The organism is Mucilaginibacter inviolabilis, assembly GCF_011089895.1.
Classification (GTDB): Bacteria; Bacteroidota; Bacteroidia; order Sphingobacteriales; family Sphingobacteriaceae; genus Mucilaginibacter; species Mucilaginibacter inviolabilis.
Window position 1 is genome coordinate 130,282 of sequence record NZ_JAANAT010000001.1, and the last position, 21,542, is coordinate 151,823.

At 40.7% G+C, this 21,542-nt stretch carries 23 protein-coding genes; 12 read left to right on the top strand and 11 right to left on the bottom strand.

Annotated elements, in window-relative coordinates; all coding sequences use genetic code 11:
- Positions 1-65: 65 nt before the first annotated feature.
- On the bottom strand, positions 66-941 hold the full coding sequence (locus G7092_RS00525; protein WP_166085121.1) for an FkbM family methyltransferase: 876 nt from the start codon (positions 939-941) through the stop codon (positions 66-68).
- A 16-nt stretch (positions 942-957) separates the two neighbouring features.
- Entirely contained in the window at positions 958-1,377 is a 420-nt protein-coding gene (aroQ, locus tag G7092_RS00530) for a type II 3-dehydroquinate dehydratase (RefSeq protein WP_166085123.1), read from the bottom strand.
- A gap of 41 nt (positions 1,378-1,418) precedes the next feature.
- Here aroQ and xerD point away from each other — a divergent pair, with 41 nt between their 5' ends.
- Both xerD and G7092_RS00540 read left to right on the top strand, forming a co-directional pair.
- Positions 1,419-2,318 carry a site-specific tyrosine recombinase XerD gene (gene xerD / locus G7092_RS00535; RefSeq protein ID WP_166085125.1) on the top strand — a complete coding sequence of 300 codons (900 nt, stop codon included), beginning with the start codon at positions 1,419-1,421 and terminating at the stop codon, positions 2,316-2,318.
- Positions 2,319-2,469: 151 nt separating this feature from the next.
- Positions 2,470-2,808, top strand: a complete 339-nt coding sequence (locus G7092_RS00540) for an NAD(+)/NADH kinase (protein WP_166085127.1) — start codon at positions 2,470-2,472, stop codon at positions 2,806-2,808.
- A 66-nt stretch (positions 2,809-2,874) separates the two neighbouring features.
- On the opposite strand, the gene prmC is transcribed toward G7092_RS00540, so the two are convergent.
- Positions 2,875-3,753 (bottom strand): peptide chain release factor N(5)-glutamine methyltransferase, encoded by an 879-nt coding sequence (gene prmC / locus G7092_RS00545; RefSeq protein WP_166085129.1) that lies wholly within the window; start codon positions 3,751-3,753, stop codon positions 2,875-2,877.
- Between the two features lie 33 nt (positions 3,754-3,786).
- Here prmC and ribD point away from each other — a divergent pair, with 33 nt between their 5' ends.
- The 5 genes from ribD (at position 3,787) to bioB (ending at position 9,146) form a co-directional block, all read left to right on the top strand.
- Positions 3,787-4,842, top strand: coding sequence for a bifunctional diaminohydroxyphosphoribosylaminopyrimidine deaminase/5-amino-6-(5-phosphoribosylamino)uracil reductase RibD (gene ribD / locus G7092_RS00550; RefSeq protein WP_166085131.1), 1,056 nt, complete (start codon positions 3,787-3,789; stop codon positions 4,840-4,842).
- Positions 4,842-5,714, top strand: coding sequence for an EamA family transporter (locus G7092_RS00555; RefSeq protein ID WP_166085133.1), 873 nt, complete (start codon positions 4,842-4,844; stop codon positions 5,712-5,714). Before ribD ends, G7092_RS00555 begins: the two co-directional genes overlap by 1 nt.
- A gap of 105 nt (positions 5,715-5,819) precedes the next feature.
- A complete protein-coding gene (locus G7092_RS00560) occupies positions 5,820-6,434 on the top strand; it encodes an IMPACT family protein (protein ID WP_166090839.1) in 615 nt (204 codons plus the stop codon).
- Positions 6,435-6,589: 155 nt separating this feature from the next.
- Positions 6,590-7,945, top strand: a complete 1,356-nt coding sequence (mgtE, locus tag G7092_RS00565; protein WP_166085135.1) for a magnesium transporter — start codon at positions 6,590-6,592, stop codon at positions 7,943-7,945.
- 196 nt (positions 7,946-8,141) lie between these two features.
- Positions 8,142-9,146: a biotin synthase BioB gene (bioB, locus tag G7092_RS00570; protein WP_166085137.1), complete on the top strand. Its 1,005-nt coding sequence runs from the start codon at positions 8,142-8,144 to the stop codon at positions 9,144-9,146.
- 101 nt (positions 9,147-9,247) lie between these two features.
- Here bioB and G7092_RS00575 read toward each other — a convergent pair whose 3' ends face one another.
- The gene (locus G7092_RS00575; protein WP_166085139.1) at positions 9,248-9,739 is read right to left on the bottom strand and encodes a YajQ family cyclic di-GMP-binding protein; all 492 of its coding nucleotides are present in this window, start codon (positions 9,737-9,739) and stop codon (positions 9,248-9,250) included.
- A 309-nt stretch (positions 9,740-10,048) separates the two neighbouring features.
- Here G7092_RS00575 and ppk1 point away from each other — a divergent pair, with 309 nt between their 5' ends.
- The 3 genes from ppk1 (at position 10,049) to G7092_RS00590 (ending at position 13,711) form a co-directional block, all read left to right on the top strand.
- A complete protein-coding gene (gene ppk1, locus G7092_RS00580) occupies positions 10,049-12,094 on the top strand; it encodes a polyphosphate kinase 1 (RefSeq protein ID WP_166085141.1) in 2,046 nt (681 codons plus the stop codon).
- A gap of 1 nt (position 12,095) precedes the next feature.
- Positions 12,096-12,971: a Ppx/GppA phosphatase family protein gene (locus tag G7092_RS00585; protein WP_166085143.1), complete on the top strand. Its 876-nt coding sequence runs from the start codon at positions 12,096-12,098 to the stop codon at positions 12,969-12,971.
- Between the two features lie 176 nt (positions 12,972-13,147).
- Positions 13,148-13,711: a UbiX family flavin prenyltransferase gene (locus tag G7092_RS00590; protein ID WP_166085144.1), complete on the top strand. Its 564-nt coding sequence runs from the start codon at positions 13,148-13,150 to the stop codon at positions 13,709-13,711.
- Positions 13,712-13,793: 82 nt separating this feature from the next.
- Here the strand turns inward: G7092_RS00590 and G7092_RS00595 are convergent, their stop codons facing one another.
- The 5 genes from G7092_RS00595 to G7092_RS00615 form a co-directional block, all read right to left on the bottom strand.
- The gene (locus G7092_RS00595; protein WP_166085146.1) at positions 13,794-14,768 is read right to left on the bottom strand and encodes an MBL fold metallo-hydrolase; all 975 of its coding nucleotides are present in this window, start codon (positions 14,766-14,768) and stop codon (positions 13,794-13,796) included.
- 88 nt (positions 14,769-14,856) lie between these two features.
- Positions 14,857-15,426 carry a Crp/Fnr family transcriptional regulator gene (locus tag G7092_RS00600; protein WP_166085150.1) on the bottom strand — a complete coding sequence of 190 codons (570 nt, stop codon included), beginning with the start codon at positions 15,424-15,426 and terminating at the stop codon, positions 14,857-14,859.
- A 161-nt stretch (positions 15,427-15,587) separates the two neighbouring features.
- Positions 15,588-16,061: a cupin domain-containing protein gene (locus tag G7092_RS00605; RefSeq protein WP_166085152.1), complete on the bottom strand. Its 474-nt coding sequence runs from the start codon at positions 16,059-16,061 to the stop codon at positions 15,588-15,590.
- An 11-nt stretch (positions 16,062-16,072) separates the two neighbouring features.
- Entirely contained in the window at positions 16,073-17,086 is a 1,014-nt protein-coding gene (locus G7092_RS00610; protein ID WP_235953747.1) for an alpha/beta hydrolase, read from the bottom strand.
- Between the two features lie 47 nt (positions 17,087-17,133).
- Entirely contained in the window at positions 17,134-17,877 is a 744-nt protein-coding gene (locus G7092_RS00615; RefSeq protein ID WP_166085156.1) for a carboxymuconolactone decarboxylase family protein, read from the bottom strand.
- 184 nt (positions 17,878-18,061) lie between these two features.
- On the opposite strand from G7092_RS00615, the gene G7092_RS00620 reads away from it, so the two are divergent.
- Positions 18,062-18,955, top strand: a complete 894-nt coding sequence (locus tag G7092_RS00620; protein ID WP_166085158.1) for a helix-turn-helix domain-containing protein — start codon at positions 18,062-18,064, stop codon at positions 18,953-18,955.
- A 53-nt stretch (positions 18,956-19,008) separates the two neighbouring features.
- Here G7092_RS00620 and G7092_RS00625 read toward each other — a convergent pair whose 3' ends face one another.
- On the bottom strand, positions 19,009-19,929 hold the full coding sequence (locus tag G7092_RS00625; protein WP_166090840.1) for a helix-turn-helix domain-containing protein: 921 nt from the start codon (positions 19,927-19,929) through the stop codon (positions 19,009-19,011).
- A 12-nt stretch (positions 19,930-19,941) separates the two neighbouring features.
- A complete protein-coding gene (locus G7092_RS00630) occupies positions 19,942-20,874 on the bottom strand; it encodes an SDR family oxidoreductase (protein WP_166085160.1) in 933 nt (310 codons plus the stop codon).
- Between the two features lie 205 nt (positions 20,875-21,079).
- Here G7092_RS00630 and G7092_RS00635 point away from each other — a divergent pair, with 205 nt between their 5' ends.
- A complete protein-coding gene (locus G7092_RS00635; protein WP_166085163.1) occupies positions 21,080-21,541 on the top strand; it encodes a MarR family winged helix-turn-helix transcriptional regulator in 462 nt (153 codons plus the stop codon).
- Position 21,542 lies beyond the last annotated feature (1 nt).

Below are 21,542 nucleotides of genomic sequence, written 5' to 3' on the forward strand. Positions count from 1 at the left end.
TGGTAAATAAATATAGGCAAAATTAAGATCTTGAATGAAGTGGTTGTAAAATGGGGGTAATCAATTTATAATGGTTTATTCTGTATCATCATAACTCTCGCGGTTTTTAATCTTTCGGTTACAAAGTCCAGATCGCGAACATATAGGGTATTCCCAACGCTGCCAGGCGCCGCACCGATCAGTTCCCTTTGAAAAGGTAAATATTTCATCACCGTAAAGCCATGATTCGTGAGCAATTCATGGATTGCAAGCTCATCAAACCCATATCTGTTGCCAGAGCCGTTTAGTTCAATGATAATTGCCTTAAGTAAAGGCGATTGTAAAGTATTTAATGAACCCTTTAAAACCTCAGTCTCAAATCCTTCCACATCTATTTTAATAAGTAAAGGTAGGTCGCCATTCAAAATATTATCCATAGTATCGGTATTTACCATGGTTATATCAGCTGTAGCTTCAGTAGCAACAACATGGTTACCGGTATCAAAAGAGTGGGTGAATTTTAGAATATCCTTTTTACTGCCCAGGCCTATGTTTAAGGCTTTTACCCGATGCTCTGTATTATTGATGGCTATGTTTTGTGAGAGGTTTTTAAAAGTTTCCGGAATGGGTTCGATGGCTATTGCATGGGCGCCTACCTCCGCAGCAGCCAATATGGTGTAGCTGCCAATATTAGCGCCCACATCTATAAACAGATCATCTTTGCGCAATAAATGCAACAGGAAGGCCATGTCTTCAAATTCATGCAAGCCGCAATACAAATTGCCCGTTGCGCCGGTAAGCCCTTTCCATACTAAAAGTTTACTGTTTTGGGTAAAGGGATAAACTACAGGCCAGTGATACAGCCTCGAGAAAAACTGCCATTTTACAAAGTTGAAAAGGGCAGCTAACCTGCGGCCTTTGGTAAAGGGATGTTCTGTAATAAACTTAACGGTTCTAAACATTCCTTTAGGGTGCAAGTTAAGCGTTCGCCAGGTTTTCGATAGCCAAGCGGTAGGAGTCCATCCCAAAACCAGCTATTACGCCTTTACAGCTTGCTGCAAGCATTGACTGGTGTCTGAATTCCTCCCGTTTATGAACATTGGATATATGTACTTCTATAACCGGTGTAGTGATGGCCGCAATAGCATCAGCAATAGCTATAGATGTGTGGGTATAGGCACCTGCGTTCAATACAATTCCATCACACGAAAAACCAATTTCGTGTAGTTTGTTTATAATTTCGCCCTCAATATTACTTTGGTAATAATTAATGGTGATGTTTGCATAGCGCTTGCGCAGGCCGTCAAGATAAGTTTCAAAGCTGGTATCGCCATAAATTGACTTTTCGCGTACGCCAAGCAGGTTTAAATTGGGGCCGTTTATAATTTGTATATTCATTAGTTCAAACTTAAAATAAATCATTTAAAAAAAGTAACAAATTGGAGTGGCACTCAGCAATAAAAGGTTTTCAGGCCTATTTGAAGTTAGAAAAATCGCTTGCCGATAATTCTATCGAGTCATATAGCCGCGATATAGAAAAGCTATTCCAGTTTGCTGACACGCAGTCAACCCAACTGAAGCCGGAAACCATTTCCTTGAGCGATCTGCGGCAGTTTATTGCCTGGGTAAATGAACTGGGTATGATCCCATCCTCGCAGGCCAGAATACTGTCAGGCATCAAGGCTTTTTATAAATATCTGTTGATGGAAGACATCATCAAAACAGATCCATCGGAATTGCTGGAGTCGCCCCGGATACAGCGTAAACTACCCGATACCCTCAGCTATCAGGATATCAACAGACTTATAGCGGCCATTGATTTGTCAAAGCCCGAAGGCGCCCGTAACAAAGCTATTTTGGAAACACTGTATGGCAGTGGCCTGCGCGTTTCGGAACTAACCGAACTTAAGCTATCGAACTTGTACTTAGATATTGAATTTATAAAAGTGACGGGTAAGGGGAGTAAAGAGCGTTTAGTACCCATTGGTGCCGAAGCCATTAAAGCGCTTAAAATATGGATTGAGCAGGTACGGGTGCATACAGCTATTAAAAAAGGCGAGGAGGATATTGTTTTCCTGAACCGGCGCGGTACCAGATTAAGCCGGGTTTATATTTTTCTGCTGATCAAAGAACTGGCCGCGCGCATTGGACTAAATAAGGCTATCAGTCCGCATACTTTCCGGCATTCTTTTGCCACGCATCTGGTAGAAGGGGGCGCTGATTTACGGGCTGTACAGGAAATGCTGGGGCATGAAAGTATAACAACTACCGAAATATATACGCATCTTGATCGTGAGTATCTCAAAAGTACTATCAGCCAGTTTCATCCGCGGAGTTGAACAGGTACTGTCCGATTTGATGGTATGGTAATTCCCCGATTGTGGCGGGATTTGCCCAGCTTGTTTTATGAAATTTAATTAACACACATGGTACTGAGTTTAAGTATGTTTCGGCATTTAGCTTGCATATGATTAATTAAAGATTAATACCATGTTAGATTATATAGAAGAATTAAACGAGTTAAAGGAGTTGTTTGACGATTTGGGTAACTATTCGAAAATTAATGCATACATGCTTCAGGTACTTTTAGAGCGCTATGATGGCGTGGTTGAACAATTATATTGTATTAACGATCAGGTGTTCCGGTCTTCGGTAGCTACAATTATAGAAGCCGAAAATGAATTGAGCGTTTTGATGGACGACGAATTACCATCAGTAAAAAAGAAACTGATATTTGAGATAAATAAATTTAAACTCAAGGTTGCCGTCAACAGCGATCTCAGCCGGTACGGGCATTATAAAATGATCCAGCAGATCAACTACAACTAAATACCCCTAATTAACTGTTATTAAATAAAAACCCAGGGCTATTTCTGGTCAACAAGCCGCTGCCACTTATCTGGTTGCGGCTTTTATCATTCTATCCCGGCCACTCATATCTTGTTTTAAAGTAATGTCGGTAAATCCTTTTTTTTTGAGCATTTCAACGGTCTGATTGCCGTAATTCTCGTTGATCTCAAAAAATAACAAGCCATTTGCAGGCAATTTAGTCAGTGCAAAATCGGCAATAGTATGATAAAATAATAAGGGATCATCTTCTGGTACAAACAAAGCGCTGTGGGGTTCATGATCTGTTACATTAGCATGCATTTGTTTTTTATCAAGAAGTGTAACATATGGAGGATTACTGACTATTAAATTGTACAAGTCAAAATTTGCCGTTTGAGCCTGCCAGTTCAATATATCACTATGAATAAAATGAACGTCTGCTTTATTCAAGCTGGCGTTGTCACTTGCTGTTTGCAGTGCGCTTTCTGATATATCAACGGCCGAAACCCGGGCATTTGGCAGGTTCTTTTTAACACTAATGGCTATGCAGCCACTACCCGTACCAATATCAAGGATATTGCCTGTAAAATGTTTGCTGTTTTCGGCAAAAAGCCCACCGCAGGTTTCCAGTATCCATTCTACCAGTTCTTCTGTTTCGGGGCGGGGAATCAATACCGATGGATTTACTTTAAAGGGTAAGCCATAAAATTCAGTTTCACCTAAAATGTATTGTACAGGCTCGCCGGTTTGTAAGCGGGTGAGCATGGCTTTCAGTTGCTCACTTTGTTCTGTGCTTAATTCCCGCTCCGGGAAAGCTTTGATGGATGCCTTTGATAGCTTGCTTATTTCGCTGATGGCCAATAAAGCAAGGGCTTCTGTTTCCGTACTATCGTAAATATTGTTCAGCTGTTTGTAATCTTCAAAAACATCCTTTATTGTAATCATGCAACAAAGTAACATAAAAGCTACTTTTGCAGCATGCTTAAACATGAAAAATATATGCAGCGCTGCCTGGAGCTTGCACAATTGGGTGCCGGGCAGGTAAGTCCAAACCCGATGGTTGGGGCAGTTGTTGTTCATGATGATAAAATAATAGGCGAGGGCTATCACCACAAATATGGCGAGGCTCATGCCGAAGTGAACGCTATTGCCCAAGTGATCTCCCGTTTTGAAAATGCAGCGGAATTACTAAAGCAATCTATCATATATGTTTCGTTAGAGCCCTGTGCGCATTATGGCAAAACTCCACCCTGTGCCGATCTGATCATCAAACATCAGATACCACAAGTGGTAGTAGGCTGCCGCGATACCTTTGAACAGGTAGATGGTAAGGGGATAGCTAAGTTAAAGGCCGCCGGTATAGAAGTAATTGTAGGTGTGCTGGAAAAAGAATGTCTATGGCTTAACCGCCGTTTTTTTACACGGATACAAAAGCACCGGCCATATATTATATTAAAATGGGCGCAAACCACTGATGGCTTTTTTGCCCCTGACGATAATAGCCAACTTTGGATCACCGGTGAAGAATCACGCAGGCTGGTGCACCAATGGCGCAGTGAAGAAGACGCTATACTGGTCGGTAAAAACACAGTCGCTATTGACAACCCCAAATTGAATGTGCGCTATTGGGAGGGTAAATCACCCAAACGGGTAGTGATTGACAGGCGACTAGAGCTTGATAAAAGTCTGAATGTATTTGATCAGTCTGTAGAAACATTCATATTTAATGAGGTTAAATTTGATGTGGACGGCAAAAATAAGTACATAGCCCTGGAAGACTTTGACCGTTATGTACCTCAGTATATTTTATACCAGTTATACCTGCAGGATATCCAGTCGATTATTATTGAAGGTGGCGCGCGCACTTTGGAAAGTTTTATAGAAGCTGGTCTTTGGGACGAGGCCCGCGTATTCACCGGAAAAACTGTTTTAAAAAAGGGCATAAAAGCCCCGCAAATAACCGGTATAATTGCAGAAGAATTATCATCGGGCAATGATCGTCTGCAGGTAATATATCATCAACCAATTATATAATGCTCTACGTTTTTTTAAGTATTTGCTGTAGCGTTGTAGTTTCTGTGTTATTGAAACTGGCCAAACGCTACCATATAGATGTATTTCAGGCCATCACCTGGAACTACTCTATGGCTATATTGCTTACCTGGCTATTTTTTAAACCGCAACTTTTCATTAGTTTGAGCGATGCACCGATCTATAATTACATAGCACTCGGCATCTTATTTCCTTCGTTGTTTGTGATCATGGCTTCATCTGTACGGCTGGCAGGTATTGTACGTACTGATGTGGCGCAACGGCTTTCATTATTCATTCCCATTTTCGCGGCGTTTTTTATATTTAATGAAGCTAAGGATACGGTAAAGATCATCGGCATTGTATTGGCTTTTATCGCTATCATATGCTCCATACCATGGCAAAAGGCCAAACGTGATAAGGCTGCCAAAGTTTCCTGGATCTATTTACTCATTGTTTTTTTAGGTTTTGGTATCATTGATGTGCTTTTGAAACAGATAACCAAGGTGAGCAAAGTGCCGTTCACATCGGCTATTTTTGTGATTTTCATATTGGCCTTTGTGTTATCCATGATCGGACTTATTTACCAGGTTGCTACTAAAAAAACAAAATTCTCCTGGCCACATATCCTCATTGGGTGGATACTGGGAGTAGCCAATTTTGGCAATATCCTGTTTTATTTAAAAGCCCACCAGGCTTTGGCCAATAGTCCTTCGGCCGTATTTTCATCCATGAATATTGGTGTTATTATAGCGGGTACTTTTATAGGGATATTTGTATTCAAAGAAAAACTAAGCACACTGAACAAAATTGGTATTGTGGTTGCCATACTGGCTATTGTGGTCATTTATTTTCCGCAGGTTTTTAATTATTAAATTACTGAATTAGTGATTTAGTGAATTTGAAATTACTTTAACTATTGAATGAATTGTTGGTTTTTAGCTTTCTGCTTTAAGCCTTCTGCTTTCCGCTTTGAAAAAATGCTTTTTGACGATACTTATAAAACTATAGAGAAACCAACTGAAGGTATATTCCGCGATCGGGGAAGTAAATTCCTGGCTTACGCTTATCCAATCAACTCGGAGAATGATATTAAGGGTATTATCGCCGGTTTAAAAGCAGAACATCCTAAAGCCAATCATCATTGCTGGGCCATGCGTTTAAGTATAGATAGGGGTGTGTTCAGGGTTAATGATGATGGAGAACCTTCCGGTACTGCCGGTCGGCCCATACTCAATACGTTGCTATCTCGTGATCTGACGAACTTGGTAGTTGTGGTCGTTCGTTATTTTGGCGGTACCTTGTTAGGAGTTCCCGGCTTAATCAACGCTTATAAGGTAGCAACAGAAGAAGCTTTGAACCAGGCAACCATTATACATAAAACAGTTAACGATATTTATACCATCACTTTTGATTATCTGCAGATGAATGATGTGATGCGTATTATTAAAGACGATAACCTTGCCATTCTTAATCAGCAATTTGATAACGATTGCCGCATACAGGTTTCCATTCGCAAAACCCAGGTTGAGCAAACCTTATTTAAGATCAGTAAGATAAGCGGCGCTACAGCGAAATATGACCACAGTTTGTAAGATGCAAGAGTCAAGAGCCAAGAATCAAGATAAAGGTGTTTTTTTCTGTCTTGACTCTTGGCTCTTGATTCTTGTCTCTGGTTTAAAAAACTGACTTTCTTTTCCTTACTCTTGGTTCTATAATTCCCGGCATAAATGACTATTTTAGTCGGAATATGCAATCTTTTGAAATCGATAAAACCGACCTGCTCCGCATAAAAGCCGCTCTGGAAAGCGATGATGTTGAGTTAGAGAAAGTTCTGCAGGGATACCATGCCTCTGAGATTGCCATACTGTTTGAAAAACTTCCGCAGGAAGCCAAAGAACGCATCATCAATATCCTGCCGACAGACATTGCATCGGAAGTAATTTCGGAAATGGATGAAGAGCATCATCCAGAAGAACTATTGGTGAACCTTGATCCGGAGAAACGTACCGAGATTGTAGAAGAGCTGGATTATGACGATGCCACCGACATTATCTCGCAGTTGGATGAAGAGCAACAGCATGAGATCCTGAAGGATATTGACCAGGAGGATGCCAGCAGTATTCGGGCCTTGCTGAGTTATGAGGAAGATACGGCCGGTGGTTTGATGAACTCGGATGTTATCCGGGTAAATATCAACCTGGATAAAAAGGACGCGCTCGACGAGATCATCCATCAATCTGAAGAGATGGAGGAGTTATATACCATTTACGTAGTTGATGATGCGGCTACGTTAAAGGGCATACTCTCTATCAAAAAGCTCATCAAGGCCAAAGCCGACGCGCGAATCAGCGATCTGGTGCAAACCTCCTTTGTATATGTAAAGGCTGATGTTGACCAGGAAGAAGTTGCCCGTTTAATATCACAATATAACCTCACCAATATCCCGGTGGTTGATGAACACATGAAACTGCTGGGACGCATTACGGTAGATGACATCATCGATGTAATGGAGGAAGAAAATACCGAGGACATCCTGAAAATATCGGGTGTATCTGAGGATGAAGAGTTGAGCGGTAACTGGAAAGACGCGGTAAAAAGCCGATTGCCCTGGCTGGTCATCAATCTGGGTACGGCGTTCCTGGCGGCATCCATCATCCGTAATTTCGACTCAACGGTAGCCAAGCTTTCCATTATTTCGGCTTATATGACCATTATCGCGGGTATGGGCGGCAACGCCGCAACACAGGCCCTGGCGGTAACGGTAAGGCGTATTTCGCTGAACGATCTGAGCGATAAACAAGCCTATAATACCGTATTAAAAGAGTTTTTGGTTGGGATGATCAACGGCGCGGCCAATGGTTTGATTGTTTTTACGGTGGCTTTTTTCTATGATGCCAACCCGATGTTGGGGCTGGTATTGTTTTTAGCCATGACAGGTAACCTGATTATTGCCGGTTTAACAGGCGCGTCTATCCCGTTGATATTAAAGCGGGTAGGTATCGATCCTGCTGTGGCATCGTCTATCATTATTACAACATTTACAGATTGTATAGGCTTTTTATTACCGCTTTGGCTGGCTACAAAGCTTTTGTTGCACCACTAGGATTAATTAGTGAATTATTGAGTTAGTGAATTAGTGATTTTGGAAAGTGATTGCTGGTGAGTGAGTTATTCTGAATTACTAAGGGGAAATTAAAAATTATGGCTAAGATTCTGTAAATTCTTTAATTCTATAAATTCTGGTTCAAGACAATATTCACTAATTATTCTAAATTTGACCCATCAAAATCATAACAGAAATGACAGAGGTAAGATACAATTGGACTAAAGAAGAAATTGCTGAAATATACCATACCCCACTGCTTGACCTTGTTTACAAGGCCGCTACCATTCACCGTGAAAATAAGGACTACTCCGAAGTGCAGATCAGCTCGCTGATCTCGATAAAAACTGGTGGCTGTTCTGAAGACTGTGCGTATTGCCCGCAGGCAGCGCGTTACAATACCGGTGTAAACGTTCATGCCATAATGCCTAAAGACGAAGTGATTGCCGCGGCCGAAAAAGCCAAAGCCGGCGGTGCTTCGCGCTTATGTATGGGTGCTGCCTGGCGCGAGGTACGCGATAACCGCGACTTTGACAAGGTGATTGACATGGTAAAAGCGGTTAACTCCCTGGATATGGAAGTTTGCTGTACCCTGGGTATGCTTACCGAAAGCCAGGCGCAACGTTTGGCCGATGCAGGTCTGTACGCCTATAATCATAACCTGGATACTTCTGAGGAAGATTATAAACGTATCATCACTACCCGTACTTATGATGAGCGTTTGCAAACACTGGAGCATGTGCGTAAAGCCAAAATTACCGTATGTAGCGGTGGTATCATCGGTTTGGGCGAAACTGTAGAGGATCGTATATCGATGTTGAAAACATTATCAAACCTGCCTAAACACCCGGAATCAGTACCAATCAATGCCCTGGTACCTGTACAAGGAACACCACTGGCCGATCAGCCAAGGGTATCTGTTTGGGATATGGTGCGCATGATAGCTACTACCCGTATCATTATGCCAAAAACGGTAGTGCGCCTTTCAGCAGGCCGTACAGAAATGAGCGTTGTTGAGCAGGCTTTCTGCTTTATGGCTGGTGCAAACTCTATTTTCGCTGGCGAGAAATTGTTGACCACGCCAAATCCATCATTTGATACCGATATGGCTATGTTTGAATTGCTGGGTCTATCGCCACGCAAGGCATTTAAAAATGGCCGCCCTAATGCGGTTAAAGAAGAGGTTGAAGTAGCAGGATAATCCTGATTCAAAATAAAAGAGACATGTACTGTGTCTCTACGTTATAATTTTTTGTAGAGACGCATCACATGCGTCTCTTTTCGTTTAATGTAATGACCAAATTAATCCCTCATATTAATATACTGCAACGGTTGACCGAAGTTTTCGCCACGGCACAGACTGATCACCGCTTGCAGATCATCAATTTTTTTGCCTTGTACACGCACCTGGTCGTCCATGATAGATGCCTGAACTTTAAGACCACTGTCTTTGATCTTTTTAACGATCTTTTTAGCAGCCTCTTTATCAATGCCTTCCTTAACTTTAATTTCTTTACGTATCATATTGCCCGATGCGTATTGTTCTTTACCAAAATCCAAAGCGTTAGAGTCCAGGTGTTGTTTTACCATACGGCTGATGATAGAATCCTGGATGGCTTTTAAGCGCATATCATTTTCGGTAACGATAGTGATTTCGTTGGTTTTTTTATCCAGGTCGATAGTGCTTTTTGAATCGTTAAAATCATAACGGTTCAAAATTTCCTTTTTTGCGGTATTGATAGCGTTATCAAGCGTTTGTCCGTCTATCTTGCTTACTATATCAAATGTGGGCATAAGTAAATGGTTTTATAAATGTTCACAAAACTAAGGTATTGGAAACATAGTTCATAGTATATAGTTCATAGATGATAGTTCATCGTGTAAGCTTGATTATGGTTGATAAAATATAGTTCATGCCTTAGAGTTTATTGAATATATCAATCTTTATAATTAATATACAGCCATAAACTACTATCTATCATCTATGAACTATGACCCATGAACTTCGTGTGAATAAAAACTCGTTAAATACTAATGAGTTAATATTAAGTTAACAAATAAATAAGCAGTTTTGTAAAAGTGAGCCCCGGCGGGGCAATTTATATGGATAAACAGGTTCCCTTAATAAACAGAGAAATAAGTTGGTTATATTTTAACGATAGGGTTTTGCAGGAAGCTGCCGACCCAACTGTTCCGCTAATTGAACGGGTAAGGTTTTTAGCCATATTTTCATCCAACCTTGACGAATTTTATCGTGTACGGGTAGCCACTATGAGCCGCCTGGCCAACCTGAACGAAAAATCAAAAGAAATTCTGGGTTACAATCCCAAAAAGATACTTAACCAAATCAAAAATATTGTTGTAAAGCAAGAGCGCAAATTCAATAATCTTTACGAAAACATTATTGTAAAGGAGCTGGCCGAAGAGAAGATATTTTTGCTGAACGATAAGCAGCTTAACGTAACACGTGGCGCCTTTGTTAAAACCTATTTCAGGGAAAAGCTACTGGCTACATTGGTACCCATCATGCTGGATGATAGTATGCCGCTGCCTGAGCTGCGGGATAGGGCCATTTACTTTTTTGTAAAATTAACCAAGAATAATAAAACCAAATTTGCCCTTATTGAGTTCCCGGATAATCTATCGAGGTTTATAACCCTGCCCGAAACCAACAACCTGAAGTTCATTATCCTGCTGGATGATATCATCAGGTACAGTTTGGAGGATATATTCTTCATTTTTAACCACGATACCATCGAAGCCTATTCCTTACAGCTTACCCGCGACGCGGAGCTCGATCTGGATAAGGAAGTAAGCGAAAAGTTTATTGACTCGTTATCCAAAAGCTTGCAAAAACGTAAAAAAGGGAAGCCAATGCGTTTGCTATATGATAGCGATATGCCGTTGGATATGTTAAAATACCTGGTGAACAGGATGGGGCTGCATGGTGAAAGCCTGATACCCGGCAACAGGTATCACAACTTTAAAAATTTCATCTCGTTCCCCAACGTAGGGCGACCTGAGTTGGAATACCCTAAGTATCCGCCTTTGCCGGTTGGTGATCTCTCATTTGGTAAAAGTTTGATTGGGTTGATCGCTAAGCGCGATTACCTGGTTAGCACGCCTTACCAGTCATATGATTATATCGTCCATTTTTTACGCGAAGCGGCTATTGACCCCAAAGTGCGGGAGATCAGTATTGCCGTGTATCGCCTTGCCGAAAACTCGCAGGTGATACATGCCCTGATTAATGCGGCCAAAAATGGTAAAAAGGTGAACTGTCTGGTTGAGCTTCGGGCACGGTTTGATGAGCAGAATAATATTTTCTGGAGTAACAGGCTGGAAGAGGAGGGGGTGAATGTGCTATATGGTGTTGCTGGTTATAAGGTGCACTCCAAAATATGCCTGGTTACCCGGATCGAAAAACGGAGATTGGCTTACTATGCTTGTCTGTCAACCGGAAACTTCAACGAGAAAACAGCCCGTATATACGCCGACCATACGCTATTTACAGCTAACCCTAAAATTACCGGTGACCTGGTGGTGGTTTTTAGAGCTTTGTATAGAAATGCCTTACCAAAAGGGCTGAAGAATTTAATAGTATCGCCAATTGACTCCAGGCCAGCTATTTATAAGCTGATCGATACCGAGATCAAAAATGCCAAGGCAGGTAAAAAGGCTTACATGATATTAAAAATGAACAGCCTTGCCGATGAGGATCTGATCAATAAACTATACCAGGCCAGCAACGCAGGGGTAAAAATCAGGATGATCATCCGCGGGATGTGCTGCCTGATACCCGGAGTAAAAGGATACAGTGAAAATATTGAGGTGATCAGTATAGTCGACAAATACCTGGAGCATGCCCGGGTACATATTTACTGCAATGGTGGCAATGAACAGATTTATCTTACATCGGCCGATTTCATGACCCGTAATATTGATAACCGTATTGAAGTGGGTTTCCCAATATATGATGAGCAGTTACGTAAAGAGATCAGGGATATTATTGACATCCAGCTGCATGATAATACTAAAGCCCGCGAAATAAACAGTCATAATAATAACAAATATCATAAAACACACTCTGCCGAATCGCATCGAGCGCAGATTGAAATATATAATTATCTAAAAGCTAAAAATAAATAAATTGAGATACGCTGCTATAGACATCGGTTCAAACGCCGTGAGGCTTTTGATTGCTGACATTATTGAAAACAATGGTTCAGTTTCTTTTAAAAAGAATACCCTGATCAGGGTGCCCTTGCGCCTGGGCGACGACGCGTTTATACAGCACCATATTTCTGAACGTAAAACCAATGATCTGTTAAAGGCCATGCAGGCTTTCCGCAACCTGATGGATGTTTATAAAGTGACAGATTATCTGGCTTACGCCACATCGGCCATGCGCGAAGCTGAGAATGGGGAAGAGGTGGCCAAACTGATCAAACAGGAAGCAAATATCGACCTGGAGATCATCCATGGCTCCAAAGAAGCCAAAGTGATCTACGCCAGTCATGCCGATCAAAACATCGATAAAAGTAAAAACTACCTTTACGTGGATGTTGGTGGCGGCAGTACCGAGCTTTCCCTGTTTTCAACAGGTCAGCTCATGGCTTCTAAATCGTTCAATATCGGTACCATCCGGATTCTCGATAACCAGGACAACGAAGAAACCTGGAACGAGATGCGGGATTTTATACGCGAGCACACCCGCGGCTTTAAACAGCTGGCAGGTATCGGCACCGGCGGTAATATCAACAAGTTATACAAACTGGCCGAAGAAGAGAACGACGCCCCGCTGAGCTTTAATAAGCTTCGGCAGCTATATACCTATCTTACATCCTTCTCGCTTAAAGACCGTATTAACGTACTAGGCCTTAACCAGGACCGTGCCGACGTAATTATACCAGCCTGCGAAATATATCTTACCGTTATGAAAAATGCCGGTATTAAGAGTATTTATGTGCCCCGCGTAGGTATGGTTGATGGTATTATTCAATTACTTATCGAAAAGAATTTATAAAAACTTAACGTAAAATTATTTTTACAAATTTGTTTAGTAATTTAAAAACTCTTATTATATTTGTAGTGCCCTCTCAAGGGCATGTTTTTCATAGGTAGATGTAGGGTCGGGTACTTGTATTCGACCCTTTTTTATGCCCGTAACTTTGGTATGTTTGCGTTGTTGAAGGATTAATTATGAAGAAGAAGATCGTAGTTGCCATTACGGGTGCCAGCGGCGCAATTTATGCCCGGCTGTTGTTAGAAAAACTAAGCCAGTTAAAAGATCAGATACAGGAAGTAGCCGTTGTAATGTCTGATAATGCTAAGGATGTTTGGCGTTTTGAGCTCGATAACGAAGATTTTAGCCAATACGACTATCACTTTTATGCCAAAAATGATTTTATGGCGCCCTTTGCCTCCGGATCGGCCAGGTTTGATACTATGATTGTGGTTCCTTGCTCTATGGGCACGCTGGGCCGTATAGCAGCCGGCATATCTGACGATCTGATCACCCGTGCTGCCGATGTTATACTCAAAGAACGCCGCAAACTCATCCTGGTGGCCCGCGATACTCCTCTAAACCTCATCCACATCCGTAATATGGAAACGGTAACCGAAGCTGGCGGTATTATTTGCCCGGCCATCCCATCATACTACAGTAAACCCAAAACCATCGAAGAGTTGGCCATGACCGTTGTGAACCGTGTAATTGACCTCATCGGTCTGGAAAACGAAAGCTATAGATGGAGCGAGCAGTGAAAATGTTTATAAATGAAATTGCCACCTGCAAAGAATAGTTTTCTTGCAGATGGCAATTATCCACTGTGTTATCGGCAATGATTTATTTTGACACGATGGTGCTGTAATTTGCCGGAACCCACAAATATCCTTTTCCATTAGCCCTTATATGACCTACGCCAGGAAATGAAAGATGCGATCCCGCAACCAGGTATTTCCCCTTCACTGCATCATCAAAAACTCTTCTGCGGGTTTTGATTGCAGCGTTAGGGTCGCTGTCAAATGCAATAGCGATACCCGGGTCTGTAAATTGAGCGGCTGCTGCATGTATTAGATCGCCAAGTATCACTAATTTCTGGCCATTGCTTTCAATAATATACGAAGTATGCCCGGCGGTGTGCCCGGCCGATCCTAATGCCGTTATACCCGAAAATAGTTTATCACCAGAATTAAAGGTTTTTACTTTTCCGGCTTTTAAGTATGGCAATGCAGAATTTTGGGCATATTCAAAAAAAGGTTTTGAACCTACGGGCGCATTTTTTAAATTTTCCTCGCTCAGCCAAAAATCACTTTCTGCCTTAGCAATGTATACGGTAGCGTTAGGAAAAACCATTTGGCCGTTTCTCATTAAGCCGCCAACGTGGTCTGGATGTAAATGCGTAATTAATACCGCATCTATTTGTTCTGGTTTAAATCCTGCGTTGATAATACTTTTAGTTAACTGGCCAAATGTTGGGCCCAGCAAATCGCCGGAACCTGCATCAATCAGTACGAGTTTACCATCGGTACGTATCAGGTAAGCATTGTCCGACCCTTCTACACTTGTACTTAAAAAGTTCTGTTCAAATAAACTTTTAAGTTCACCCGGTTGAGCATTTAAAAGCAGTTTGTCAAAAGCTAAGGGATTGGTGCCATCAGAAAGAACCACAAGTGGCAAATCTCCTATTTGCATATTATAGTATCCGGGTTGCGGAAGAATTTTGATTGTTGATTCCTGTGCATCAGCAAACCGCGGCAGTGTGGTAGCTAAAAGAAATAAGAAGATAGACTTAAATAAGAATTTTACTTTATTTTTCATTTTATATTAAATTTATAAAGCAAAATTCCTCTTAAATTAAAGATAGGCACAGGACAATTGTCACTAATAATTTGTGACAATTGTGGCATTAAGTTCTGTATAAACGGCTTATGGTTTCCCTGGAAACACCCAGGTATGAGGCAAGATAGGTTTTGGGGATGCGATTAACAAGGTAGGGGTATTGATGAATAAAATTCTCGTACCGTTGCCTTGCGTTCCCGGTAATCATGGTAAGCATTCTTTTTTGCAGGGCAACATAGCCTATATTGGATTTCACATTCACATAATGTTCATATTTCCAGAGTTCCGCACCAAGCTTGTCCCGGTTTTCACGGGTAAGGCAGAGTAGTTCGCAAGCTTCCAGGCATTCAATGGTCATATTAGCTTTGGTACCATTAAGAAAAGCCCCTCGTTCGGTAACCCACCAATTTTCAACTGCAAACTGAAAGGTAAATTCTTTTCCTGTGTCGGGATCAATGACGTAGGTTCTGAGACAACCCTTAATTACAAAATATTCGTGATTAACATACTCGCCTTCTCTGATCAGATCACCGTGCTTTTTAATCTTCTTTTCGGTAAAATGTGATAGTATATAAGTAAACTCTTCGTCGGTAAGTTTACTTATGGCTTCTATATGGACTCTTAAAGGATGCAGCACAAAAATGATTAATTTAGTTTATCAAACCTGCCGGCAATTATGAAAGAGATTTATAATTACCTGCAGGTTTCAGAAAAACAAAATTAATATATTAAACCTATTTCATGGGTAGCGAATAAATTCCGCTGTTATGGTATGAAGCCAAAGGATTGGACAGCATTTTATTTACGATATTCTTCATCCGTTACCGCATTCAGCCAAACTGTTTCACCCTTTTCTCTTCCGGTTATGGCTACCTGAACAAAAGCAGTGTCCGCACTTGCTCCATGCCAATGAGGAATATTGGGCGGGCATTTTATAACGTCGCCTTTGCGAAGTATTTTTTTAGGCTGTCCTTTTTCCTGATAATAACCAACCCCATCAATCACTAGTAATATTTGTCCTGCCGGATGTGAATGCCATTTGCTTCTGGCCCCGGGTTCAAAAGTGACATTTCCAACGGATATGGAATTAAGGCTATCCGCTGCTATTAGTGTTTGGAGGTAAGCTGTTCCTGTAAAGTTATTATTGGTTATTTTTTTGCCTTGTGGAAATATAAGTCTAGTTTGTTGTTTCGAACCTTCTGTTTTAGGGTGGTTACAAGCCGTTAAAAAGACAATAGCAATGATTGACGGCAGTATATATTTACACTTCATTATGTTATAGTTTAAAGGTTGGCCTGGTAAAAAGTAACTAATTTATTCACGGCTTTTGATACGTATTCTGGTTTCCAATAGGTTTCAATATGAGTAGCTCCATCGATTAGGAACAGTTCCTTGCTTTTTGCATTGGTTGCTTTACTAAATGCTTCATCTGTCATATATTTTGAATCGGCTTTGCTTCCTGCCATCATCAACAGAGGCTGGTTAATCAGATCCATATTGCTACTTGCATCCCAGGTCATTAAATCCATCAGGCTGCTTAGGGTATATATTCCACTTGAATTTGGATGTGCATACGTTTTTCCATAGTATTCCATCCCTTGTTTATACAAGTCAGGAAGCTTGGCTATTTGTTCGCCTGTTAGTGGCTTAGAAGCGCTATTTGAATATGAAACTTGTCCTCCCGCTGCTTCCTGTGCCCGCGCATCTGAGGCCTGTTTTAACCTTTCCTGGATAGTTGAAATCTGGGAATTCATAAAACCATTTCGTCTTACCTCACCTGAATTGAACATACTTAGGGTTGCCACTGCTTTAAACCGTTTGTCTGATTGTGCTGCTTTTAAAGAGTAACCGCCACCGCCACAAATGCCAAGCAATCCAAGTTTTGCCATATCAACGCCTCGATATTGAGCAATAAAATCTGCCATCCCATGTATATCATCAACCCGGTTTGCCGGCTTATCCACATTGCGGGGTTCTCCGCCACTGGCACCCTGGTATGCGGCATCAGCCGTAATGGTAATATACCCTTGTTCGGCTAAACGTTGAGCATATAAACCTGCAACCTGTTCTTTTACGCCACCGTTAGGGTGGGCCACCACAACTGCCGGGTATTTCTTTGATGCATCGTAGTTGGCAGGAGTATAAACATTGGCCGCTATATCAATCCCGTTCAGTTTATAAGTTACAGGATGGATATTTACTTTTCCTTTTGCATTTTCTGTAATGGCATCATCATATACCAGTCCAAAGGGATTTTTGGGCTTGGTTTGAGCCGAAGATATAATATTGGTTGTCATAAAAATTGCTATTAAAATTAATGTTATCTGTTTCATCGTACTGTGATTTAAAAGTTATGCCTTGCTTTAAGCACCTCATCCAATACCGTTTGGGCTGCTTTTGCTTCTTTTTGACCAACGGTTGATTTTATAATATTTACAAATTGGAGTAATTGCTCTGGCGCCAAACCTACATTGAGGCAAATAATTAGATGCGAACGTAGCATAGGCTCTACGCCGCCAATGGTGCCTAGTACCGATACCGTAACCAGTTCTCTTTCAGAATAAGTTAAAACGTCCCTTTCAAAAATATCCGCAAACAAATGTTCTTTCAGGAAGGTATCTATTATGGGAGCAAAAGCCGAATAGCCTGTCAATGTATCGGGTTGAGATACTTTGGTGAGCTCTCCTAAAATCTTTTTCCCTCGCTCATATTTGCTCCCTTTTTCATTGATAGGCGAAATGTCATTTCCTGTTTTATCATGGATGCCTTTGGCTTTGCGTTCATCAAGAACTTCCATAAAGGTTTGTAATCCGCGAATGCTGCGCGGAAATCCGCAGTAGGCATACAGATGTACTAAAATTTCTTTTATTTCATTCACGGTAAGCCCAGCCTCAAAACCGGTATTCAGTACTGTTTTTAACTTTGGTAAATCGCCTTTAGCCGTTAATGCAGCAATAGAAATAATGCTTTGCTCCTTTTGGCTTAATCTCTGGTTTGCATTCATATTGTTTTGTGCTTTCACATTATAGGTAAAACAAAAGACCAGGATTAATGACGCTATGATAGTATTTGCTTTTATTTTTTTCATGCAGCTTTTTTAGTTCTGTATTTTAATTTTTAAAGTTGCTACTGCAAAGTTCCATACTAAAAATGAGGGTATTAGTATATAGATTACTGCTTTTACTACCAATATTACAGACGAGGGCTGAGGAATGGTTATACCTCTGTTAGAATACTTAAATTTGAATTATATCAGTTGAAAATGAAGAGCAATGGACGATATTAAAAGCTTTAGTAGTATAAAGGAATATAATGCCTTTAATAACAATGAGACATTACATCCTTTAGTGAGTGTGGTTAATCTGGAAAAAGCTGATCCCAGGCAGCACAGACGTTTGCGTTATGAATTTTATACTATTTTTTTTAAGAAGATACATTGCGGCGACCTGCGTTATGGATTGGGTAATTACGACTACGAGGAAGGGACATTAATATTTCTAGCACCAGGCCAGGTAATAGGTCAAAACGGCCTTGAATACTATAAACCACAGGGAACTGCTTTAGTATTTCATGCCGATTTGCTAACCGGTACATCTTTAGGGAAAAATATTAATGATTATCGCTTCTTTTCTTACGCAGTAAACGAAGCGTTGCATTTGTCGGAGCAGGAACGAAAAATCATCCTAGACTGTTTTTCTAAAATTGAGTATGAGTTACAGCATGCAGTTGACAAACACAGCAAAAAGTTAATTGCCTCAAACATTGAACTGTTTTTGAATTATTGTGAACGGTTTTATGATCGTCAATTCATCACTCGTGAAAATATCAACAAAGGAATTTTAGAAAAATTTGAAGACTTATTGAATAGCTATTTTTCTTCAGACAATCCTGTTAATATTGGTTTGCCATCCGTTGCTTATTGCGCCGATGAGCTGCACTTGTCGGCTAATTACTTTGGCGATTTAATCAAAAAGGAAACCGGGAAAACTGCCCAGGAATATATTCAAAACAAAATCATCGACATTGCCAAAAACAAGATTTTCGAGAATAATAAAACAATCAATGAAATTGCATTTGAATTGGGTTTTAAATATCCGCAACATTTTAGCAGGTTATTTAAAAAACGAGTTGGCAATACTCCTAATGAATACAGGAATTTAAATTGATGCAATTGCCTGATTCCTGCTTATGGTATTTAAAAACTTGTAACCCTATATTTTCAATTAAACGACTGTCTGAACTCCAAAGGCGATAGGTTGGTTTTGGTCTTAAATAACTTGCTGAACGACTGTAGGTGTTCAAATCCTAATTGATAAGCTATTTCGCTTACCGATAAGTTGGTGGTACTTAGTTTTTCTTTAGCCAATTCAATCAGTTTGTGATGCAGATGTTGCTGGGTGCTCTGCCCGGTTAAGGCTTTCAATAAACCGGTTAAATAACTGGGTGATATATTCAGGGTTTCGGCAATATAGGTAACGGTTGGTAATCCTTGTTTGGCTAAGGCTTCGCTTTTAAAATATGACGAAAGCAGGTCTTCCAAACGGGTAAGAATTTCATGACTGGCAATTTTTCGGGTAATGAATTGGCGCTGATAAAACCGTTCTCCGTAAGTTAGCAATAGCTCTAATTGTGCAATGATTACATTTTGGCTAAATTGATCGATATTGGCATGGTACTCCTGCTCCATAGATTGCGCGATGCCGGTGAGCATGGTTTCTTCCTTGTCCGAAAGATATAGAGCTTCATAAACCGAATAATTGAAATACTCATATTGTTTAATGGTTTTTGCCAGAGGGGTATTCCATAAAAAATCGGGATGGATAAATATCATCCAGCCGGATGGGTTTTGTACTCTGTCTTTATCAAATTCAACGCTAAGCACCTGGCCCGGAGCCATAAAGAATAACACACCCTCATCAAAATCATAAGGCTGCTGGCCATATTTAAATTTGGCATGAATGCCCCGCTTTAAGGAAATGGAATAAAAATCAAAAAACAAGCTAAACGGCCCATCCATCGGTGGTTGTTTAATGGCTTCAATATTGATTACGCTGATTAAGGGGTGCTCTGGTTTAGGGAGACCTGTTAACCGATGATATTCGGTAATGGTTTTAATCCGGATAGGTTGCGTGCTGGCCATCATACAATATACTTATCCTTGCTGATAAACTGCTGCAAATTCTTTTGCAAAATCTTTTAATTTCACTTTGCCCATCTGTGGTTTGCTTTGATGAAAGTTACGGAGAGGTGCCCCGCTATGCATAATCGCCTGCATTTCGACCAGGGATGCTGCCAGCTGTTCGGGTACTTTGGCCATTTTTAAACCCTGAAGCATTTGCTTATCCGATAGTAACACCCACTTTAACCAGGGCTTTCCGATGGCTGTGCCAATAACTTTTGCAGCTTCGTTACAGGTCATTTCTTCACTACCTACATAACGGACTGTTTTATGTTGTGCGGGTATTGTAACCAATTCCTCGGCTACAGCATCGGCAATATCTTTTGGCGAAACAAAAACAATCCGATCATCGCCGCCGTAATTTCCCATCAGCAGGCCGGTTTTTCCGGTTAATAAGGCCCACAAACCCGAATGGCGAAGCGTTAAAAACTTACCAATAAATCCTTTTCCCCTGATCATATCTATTGACATATAAAAATTGCTGTAAAAAGATGCAGGGCGCATGATGGTGATCGATACATCGGTTAATTCATCAAAAATACCTTCCACATTTTCAGATTTAGTTAAATCGGCACTCCAACCACTTAAAACAATTATCCGCTTTACTCCGGCTTGCTTTATGGCGTATAAATAGTTACCCGCTATCCGGCGCATATAAGCAGTTAAGTCTTGCTCCGTAAAACTCATGGGTATCATACAATACACCGCGTCGGCACCGGTAAAAGAGGCTGCCAGAAATTGAGCATCCTCCATAGAGCCTATGGCGGCGGTAGCACCTAATGCTTCAATAGTAGTTTGCTTTTCAGCACTGCTGCTAATTACGGTAACTGAATGCCCTTGTTGTATTAAAGATATAGTTAATGGTTTGCTAATGTTCCCCAATGAACCTGTGACTGTAATCTTCATCTTGTTATTAATTTGATAATACAAAGGTGGGTAGCGGTGTTACAAGGAATTTAGCCGAATCTACTTTTGTCTTAGTCAAAAAAATGATCGATTTCGATTCATTGAAATAGCCCGTTCTGATGCAGGTAATTTTTTTAAAAAACCAGGAGAGGAGTTTTGAATTAAATATTATCTTTGTAACTAAGATATTTATAAACTAAGATATATGGATGCCGAAGTAATACACCAAATAAGGAGATTGACCCAACAATATGCCTATACCTCCATTCAAATGCATGAAGCTGTAGCCCGAAAGGCCGGGCTTTCGGGTACTGACCATAAATATTTAGGGTTTTTAATGGAAAAAGGACAAATGACGGCGGGCGAGCTTGCCGTTTTAACAGGCCTAACTACAGGTGCGGTTACAGGTTTGATAGACCGGTTTGAAAAGAGGGATCTGGTAAAAAGAAAATTTGCTCAAGATGACAGGCGCAAGGTTTTCATCGAACCTAAAACCGAAAATATCATGGCGCTGTTGGTGCCGCTTTATAAAGAATTCCGTGCTAAGTCAGAAAAATTGATTGCTTCATTTTCAGACAAGGATGTTCAAATTCTTGAAGCCTATTTTTCAAAAGCTATTGAAATTATGAATGAAACAACAACCGAACTCAATAATAAACAAGCGTAAA

Excerpts from the sequence above, each read along its gene's own strand:
- G7092_RS00525 (WP_166085121.1), bottom strand. The coding sequence starts at position 941 with ATGTTTAGAACCGTTAAGTTTATTACAGAACATCCCTTTACCAAAGGC.
- aroQ (WP_166085123.1), bottom strand. The coding sequence starts at position 1,377 with ATGAATATACAAATTATAAACGGCCCCAATTTAAACCTGCTTGGCGTA.
- G7092_RS00540 (WP_166085127.1), top strand. The coding sequence starts at position 2,470 with ATGTTAGATTATATAGAAGAATTAAACGAGTTAAAGGAGTTGTTTGAC.
- prmC (WP_166085129.1), bottom strand. The coding sequence starts at position 3,753 with ATGATTACAATAAAGGATGTTTTTGAAGATTACAAACAGCTGAACAAT.
- ribD (WP_166085131.1), top strand. The coding sequence starts at position 3,787 with ATGCTTAAACATGAAAAATATATGCAGCGCTGCCTGGAGCTTGCACAA.
- G7092_RS00555 (WP_166085133.1), top strand. The coding sequence starts at position 4,842 with ATGCTCTACGTTTTTTTAAGTATTTGCTGTAGCGTTGTAGTTTCTGTG.
- G7092_RS00560 (WP_166090839.1), top strand. The coding sequence starts at position 5,820 with ATGCTTTTTGACGATACTTATAAAACTATAGAGAAACCAACTGAAGGT.
- mgtE (WP_166085135.1), top strand. The coding sequence starts at position 6,590 with ATGCAATCTTTTGAAATCGATAAAACCGACCTGCTCCGCATAAAAGCC.
- bioB (WP_166085137.1), top strand. The coding sequence starts at position 8,142 with ATGACAGAGGTAAGATACAATTGGACTAAAGAAGAAATTGCTGAAATA.
- G7092_RS00575 (WP_166085139.1), bottom strand. The coding sequence starts at position 9,739 with ATGCCCACATTTGATATAGTAAGCAAGATAGACGGACAAACGCTTGAT.
- ppk1 (WP_166085141.1), top strand. The coding sequence starts at position 10,049 with ATGGATAAACAGGTTCCCTTAATAAACAGAGAAATAAGTTGGTTATAT.
- G7092_RS00590 (WP_166085144.1), top strand. The coding sequence starts at position 13,148 with ATGAAGAAGAAGATCGTAGTTGCCATTACGGGTGCCAGCGGCGCAATT.
- G7092_RS00595 (WP_166085146.1), bottom strand. The coding sequence starts at position 14,768 with ATGAAAAATAAAGTAAAATTCTTATTTAAGTCTATCTTCTTATTTCTT.
- G7092_RS00605 (WP_166085152.1), bottom strand. The coding sequence starts at position 16,061 with ATGAAGTGTAAATATATACTGCCGTCAATCATTGCTATTGTCTTTTTA.
- G7092_RS00610 (WP_235953747.1), bottom strand. The coding sequence starts at position 17,086 with ATGACAACCAATATTATATCTTCGGCTCAAACCAAGCCCAAAAATCCC.
- G7092_RS00615 (WP_166085156.1), bottom strand. The coding sequence starts at position 17,877 with ATGAAAAAAATAAAAGCAAATACTATCATAGCGTCATTAATCCTGGTC.
- G7092_RS00620 (WP_166085158.1), top strand. The coding sequence starts at position 18,062 with ATGGACGATATTAAAAGCTTTAGTAGTATAAAGGAATATAATGCCTTT.
- G7092_RS00625 (WP_166090840.1), bottom strand. The coding sequence starts at position 19,929 with ATGGCCAGCACGCAACCTATCCGGATTAAAACCATTACCGAATATCAT.
- G7092_RS00630 (WP_166085160.1), bottom strand. The coding sequence starts at position 20,874 with ATGAAGATTACAGTCACAGGTTCATTGGGGAACATTAGCAAACCATTA.
- G7092_RS00635 (WP_166085163.1), top strand. The coding sequence starts at position 21,080 with ATGGATGCCGAAGTAATACACCAAATAAGGAGATTGACCCAACAATAT.